4 protein-coding genes are annotated in these 5,079 nt (G+C 69.3%); 1 reads left to right on the plus strand and 3 read right to left on the minus strand.

Annotated features, from left to right (window positions below; all coding sequences use genetic code 11):
* On the plus strand, positions 1–1,597 hold a 1,597-nt coding region (gene ligD / locus AB4Y86_RS11835), incomplete at its 5' end, for a non-homologous end-joining DNA ligase (protein WP_441402422.1).
* Positions 1,598–1,636: 39 nt separating this feature from the next.
* On the opposite strand, the gene AB4Y86_RS11840 is transcribed toward ligD, so the two are convergent.
* Genes AB4Y86_RS11840 through uriH form a run of 3 tightly spaced genes read right to left on the minus strand, consistent with a single transcriptional unit; the run spans position 1,637 to position 4,976 of the window.
* Positions 1,637–2,587 carry a ribokinase gene (locus AB4Y86_RS11840; RefSeq protein ID WP_441402423.1) on the minus strand — a complete coding sequence of 317 codons (951 nt, stop codon included), beginning with the start codon at positions 2,585–2,587 and terminating at the stop codon, positions 1,637–1,639.
* 2 nt (positions 2,588–2,589) lie between these two features.
* A complete protein-coding gene (gene uriT, locus AB4Y86_RS11845; RefSeq protein WP_441402425.1) occupies positions 2,590–3,960 on the minus strand; it encodes a uridine transporter UriT in 1,371 nt (456 codons plus the stop codon).
* A 50-nt stretch (positions 3,961–4,010) separates the two neighbouring features.
* Positions 4,011–4,976: a uridine-preferring nucleoside hydrolase UriH gene (uriH, locus tag AB4Y86_RS11850; protein WP_441402424.1), complete on the minus strand. Its 966-nt coding sequence runs from the start codon at positions 4,974–4,976 to the stop codon at positions 4,011–4,013.
* Positions 4,977–5,079 lie beyond the last annotated feature (103 nt).

Below are 5,079 nucleotides of genomic sequence, written 5' to 3' on the forward strand. Positions count from 1 at the left end.
GGGATCGCAACGGCCCGCGGGCGTCGGCGATGGCGGCGACACCGATCCCCGGCTGGAGAAATACCGGACCAAACGCGATGCGGCGCTCACGCCGGAGCCATTTACGGCGGAGCAGCACCGCGGCAGCTACGACGGCGGCACGCTCCGGGAGAGCTTCGTCATCCAGGAACACCACGCCAGCCGGCTGCACTACGACTTCCGACTCGAGCGCGACGGCGTTCTGGTGTCCTGGGCGCTGCCCAAGGGAGTCCCCACCAGCAAGGCCAGGAACCACCTCGCGGTCCAGACCGAGGACCACCCGATGGACTACGCGGACTTCGAAGGGACTATCCCCAAGGGTCAGTACGGGGCCGGGACCGTCAGTATCTGGGACCAAGGGCACTACGAGTGCGAGAAGTGGATCGCCGGAAAAGAAGTCATCGCCACCCTGTCCGGGCGGGAGGGAGGCGGCCTGGGCGGCGTCCGGAGGTTCGCCCTGATCCACACCGGACAGGCGAACGACCAGTGGCTCATCCACCTGATGGAGGCTCCTGCTGCCCTGTCGAACCACACGACGACGGAACGCCCGGCGCCGGCGGCGCCGGCAACGACGGAAACTTCGGCGCCGCACTCGGCCCGGGCCCCTGCCCCGGCAGAGCTCGCGCCGATGCTGGCCAGCTCCGGGACCCGGGCGGACCTGGCGGACAAGGACTGGGAGTTCGAACTCAAATGGGACGGAGTTCGGGCCCTGGTCCTGGGTGACGCGGACCGGATCCGGTTGATCAGCCGCAACGGCAACGACATGTCCGCCAGCTACCCGGAACTTACGGACCGGGCCTGCTGGCCCCCGCAGGACTTCGCCGCCGATGGTGAGATCATCGCCGTCGGGCCGTCCGGCCGCCCCGATTTCGGGCTGCTGCAGGGCCGGATGAAGCTGAGCAAACCGGCCGACGTCGCGAAGGCGCAAGCCGCAGTTCCGGTGCGGCTGATGCTCTTCGATCTGCTTACCGAGGGCGGCGAGGACCTCCGGCGGCGCCCCTTGGCTGAGCGCCGGGACCGGCTCGAATCCTTCCTCGGCCACGTACCCGGGCCGGGCGGCTGTCCGGTGGCGCTGTCCGAGGTGATCGACGCCGACGTCGGGCACATCCTGGCCAGCGCCGAGGAGCTGGGGCTGGAGGGGGTGATGGCCAAGCGCGTGGACGGCCGCTACGTCGGGCAGCGGAGCCGCTCGTGGCTCAAGCTCAAGTTCGAGAAGACCCAGGAGGTCGTGGTCGGCGGCTGGCGGCCGGGCAACGGCGGCCGCCGCGACTCGGTCGGGTCGCTGCTGCTGGGGATCCCGGACGGGCCGAAGCTGCGCTACGTGGGCCGGGTGGGCAGCGGGTTCAGCACCCGCGAGCTCAAGGAACTGCGCCAACAGCTCGATGCAATGCCGCGCAAGACGTCGCCCTTCGCCGACGTCCCGGCGGAAGACGCTTCGGACGCCCGGTGGGTGTCGGCCAAGCTGGTGGGCGAGGTTACGTTCGGTGAATGGACCGGAAGCGGGAGGCTCCGTCACCCGGTCTGGCGCGGCTGGCGCCTGGACAAGGCCCCGGCGGACGTCGTCGTCGAACCCTTGTGAGGGTCCGCCGCGGCGGACCCTCACAAGCTGCTGCGGAAGCTAGCGGAAGTCGCTGACCTCTGCTGCGGTGGGATAGGCGGTCTGGGTGCCCTTGCGGGTGGCCGCCATGGCCGCGGCCACGGAGGCGTAGCGGGCGGCTTCCACCAGGGTGTCCCCGGCGGCCAGGCGCGCGGCGACCGCCCCGGTGAAGGCATCCCCGGCCCCGGTGGTATCCACGGCCTCCACCCGGGTGGGAGCAATCCGGACCACCGGGGTGCCGGCGGAGGCGTCGAGCGCCACCGATCCCTGCGAGCCCAGCGTCACCAGCACCTGCATCAGCCCGTGCGCGGCAAACTGCGCCACGGCGGGCTCCCAGTCGGCCTCGGGGGCCGCCGGCGAGGGCAGTTCGAAGCCGCCAAGGAACTGCGAGGCCTCGTGGGCGTTGACCAGCAGCACGTCCGTCAGCCCGGCCAGGGCCGCCGGAATCGGCGCATACGGCGAGAGATTCAGCAGCACCCGGGCGCCAGCGTCGTGCCCGGCCTGCGCAGCCGCCTGCACCGTCTCCAGCGGCACCTCCAGGCAGAGGCCCACGACGGCGGCACCGTCGAAGGCGGCCGGGTCCACGTGCTCCGGCGCCAGCGTGCCGTTGGCGCCGGCGGCGATGATGATGGAGTTTTCCCCGGCCGCGTCCACGGAAATCACCGCGACGCCGGTGGGTTCGGCGGTTTTCCGGACACGCGTGACGTCCACGCCGGCGCCGGCCRTGGAGGCCAGCAGCATGGCGCCGTTGTCGTCCGTCCCCACTGCGCCGATCAGCGTGACGGCACCGCCCAGCCGGGCCGCGGCCACTGCCTGGTTGGCGCTCTTGCCGCCCGGGTTGACCGCGAAGCCGCTGCCGTGCAGGGTCTCGCCGGGCAGCGGCAACCGCTCGGTGTAGATGGTCAGGTCCGCGTTCAGCGAGCCCACCACCACGATGCGGCCGGYGTTAGCGGTGTTGGTCGGTGCATTCATAGTCAGTGCCCCACCTCAGCCTCAACCGGCTTGGGGATCAGCATCGAGGCGCCCAGCGCCAGGGCGGTGAGCACCAGGGCCACCACCACGGTGGCCAGATAGGAGCCCGAGCCGCCCATAGAGCCCGCGGACGCCAGTACGGCCGGCAGCACCAGGAAGCTCAATCCGGCGCCCAGGTTGAAGGCGCCGGCGTTCATGCCCGGCAGGAACCCGGGGTTGCCCTTGGGTGAGAGCACGACGCCCAGGCCGTTGAGCATGATATTCACGGTGCCGGCGTACATGATGCCGAGAAGTACGGTCCCGGCGATCATGAACCCGAGGTTGTGCAGGCCGAAGAAACCGATGATGGCCAGCGCCACCAGCGATCCCACCATGCCGATGCGCAGCACCCGGGTGTAGCCCAGCACGGGTGCCAGCCGGCCGCTGATCGGCCCAAAGACCCAGCCCAGCAGCGCGTACGGGGTGAGGATCAGCAGCGACATCTCGGTGGCGCCGATCCCGAAACCGGGGTCCGCGGCCTGCACGAAGGCGGGCACGATGCCGTTGATGACGGCGAAGATGCCCGTCATGGTCAGCGTGGTGGTCAGCAGCGGAGCCCAGGTGGCACGCTGGCGCAGGTGGGCCACCTCCACCATCGGGTGCTTGGAGCGTTTTTCGGTCTTCCAGAACAGCGCAAAGGCCACGACGGCGGCGACGGCCAGGCCCACCGACCAGGCCAGCGTCGCGGCGGAGAAGCCGGCCAGCAGGCCGGAGGCCTGGTTCAGCGCAGTCAGCAGGGCGCCGACGGCCACCACGATGAAGAACACGCCGGTCCAGTCCATCCTGGTGCCCTCGCCGGGCTTGCTTTCGCCGGCCAGCCAAACGACCAGGGCCGTGGCGACGACGCCAAGACCCACCATCAGCCAGAAGATGCTGCGGAAGCCGTAGTGCTCGGCGAAGTAGCCGCCGACGAAGGAGTCGACGCCGGCGATGCCGCCGTTGACGGCGGTGATGAGGCCCATCAGGACACCGTATTTCTTCGGTTCGCTGACCGCCGAGCGGAGCATGATCAGGCACAGCGGGACGGTGGGGCCGCTGACGCCCTGGATGATGCGACCCACAAAGAGCCAGGTGACGTCGGGTGCCAGGGCGGAGATGACGGAGCCGACGGCCATCAGGACCATCATGCTGACCAGGATCTTCTTGCGGCCCACGATGTCGCTCAGGCGCGGCAGGAACAGCGAGAACAGCGCCGCGGCGGTGAAGAAGGAGGTCTGGGACAGCCCGATGACGGCCTGGTCCGCGTTCAGCTCCCGGCCCATGGTGACCAGGGCGGGGCTGAGCATGGAGGCATTGAGCTGGAATGCCACGCAGGCGGCCAGCAGCGCCGTCATCAGCGCGGCGACATTGGCGGTGCCGGACTTGGAGCCGGTCAGGGAGTTGCTCACAGCTCAACCTCCCCGATGCGCACGAGGGCGTCCGTGACCAGGTTCCAGAACTTCGCATGGTCCAGGTCCACGGCGACGGAGGTGTGGCAGTCGGCGGGTGCGGGGGCGCGGAAGTCGGCCACCGTCATGCCGAGGGTGAGCGTGCCGGTGAGCTCGATGTCCACCGGTACCTTGCGGGTGGTCATGACCGTCGGGTCGATGACGTAGGCCACGGCGCAGGGGTCGTGCACCGGGGGGAAATCGAAGCCCTGGGCGTCCTTGTAGGTCTTGGTGAAGAACTCCATCAGCTCCATCACGAACTTGGCCGGCTTGGTGCCCACCGCCTCGATCTGGGCCACCACCTCGGGGGTGGCGAGCGCCTGGTGCGTGAGGTCCAGGCCCACCATGACCACCGGCCACTTTTCGTTGAACACGATGTGGGCGGCTTCGGGGTCGATGATGATGTTGAATTCGGACACGGCGCTCCAGTTGCCCACGTGGTAGCCGCCGCCCATCAGGACCACTTCCTGCACGCGCTCAACGATGCGCGGCTCCTTGCGGGCCGCCATCGCAATGTTGGTCAGCCCCGCGGTGGGGACCAGGGTCACGGTGCCGGGCTCGTGGGCCATGATCGTCTCAATGATGAGGTCGACGGCGTGGCGCGGGTCCAGGGTGATGGCGGAGTCGGGCTGGGCCGGGCCGTCCATGCCGGTGTCGCCGTGGATGTCGGGCGCCGTTTCGATTTTTCGGACCAGCGGGCGGTCGCAGCCGGCGGCGAACGGGACGCCGGTGATGCCGGCGATGGTGCCCACGGTCAGGGCGTTGCGGGTCACCTTTTCCAGCGTCTGGTTGCCGACCACAGTGGTCACGGCCAGCAGGTCGATGTTCGGGTTGCCGTGCGCCAGCAGGAGGGCGACGGCGTCATCGTGGCCGGGATCGCAGTCCAGGATGATCTTGCGCGGCTTGCCGGATGGGACAGTCATGATTACTCCACGTCTTTGGGGCCTCTGCATGGTGCAGCAGAGTCAGATAGAAAAAGTGTGGCACCACGCCGCCGTCGCGTCAAACGCTTAACGCGAATTGCGT

The organism is Arthrobacter sp. 2YAF22_2 (genome assembly GCF_052114645.1).
Taxonomy (GTDB): domain Bacteria; phylum Actinomycetota; class Actinomycetes; order Actinomycetales; family Micrococcaceae; genus Arthrobacter.

Bases quoted from the DNA above. Each gene is read 5' to 3' on its own strand.
- uriH (WP_441402424.1), bottom strand. From the start codon at position 4,976: ATGACTGTCCCATCCGGCAAGCCGCGCAAGATCATCCTGGACTGCGAT.
- uriT (WP_441402425.1), bottom strand. From the start codon at position 3,960: ATGACGGCGCTGCTGGCCGCCTGCGTGGCATTCCAGCTCAATGCCTCC.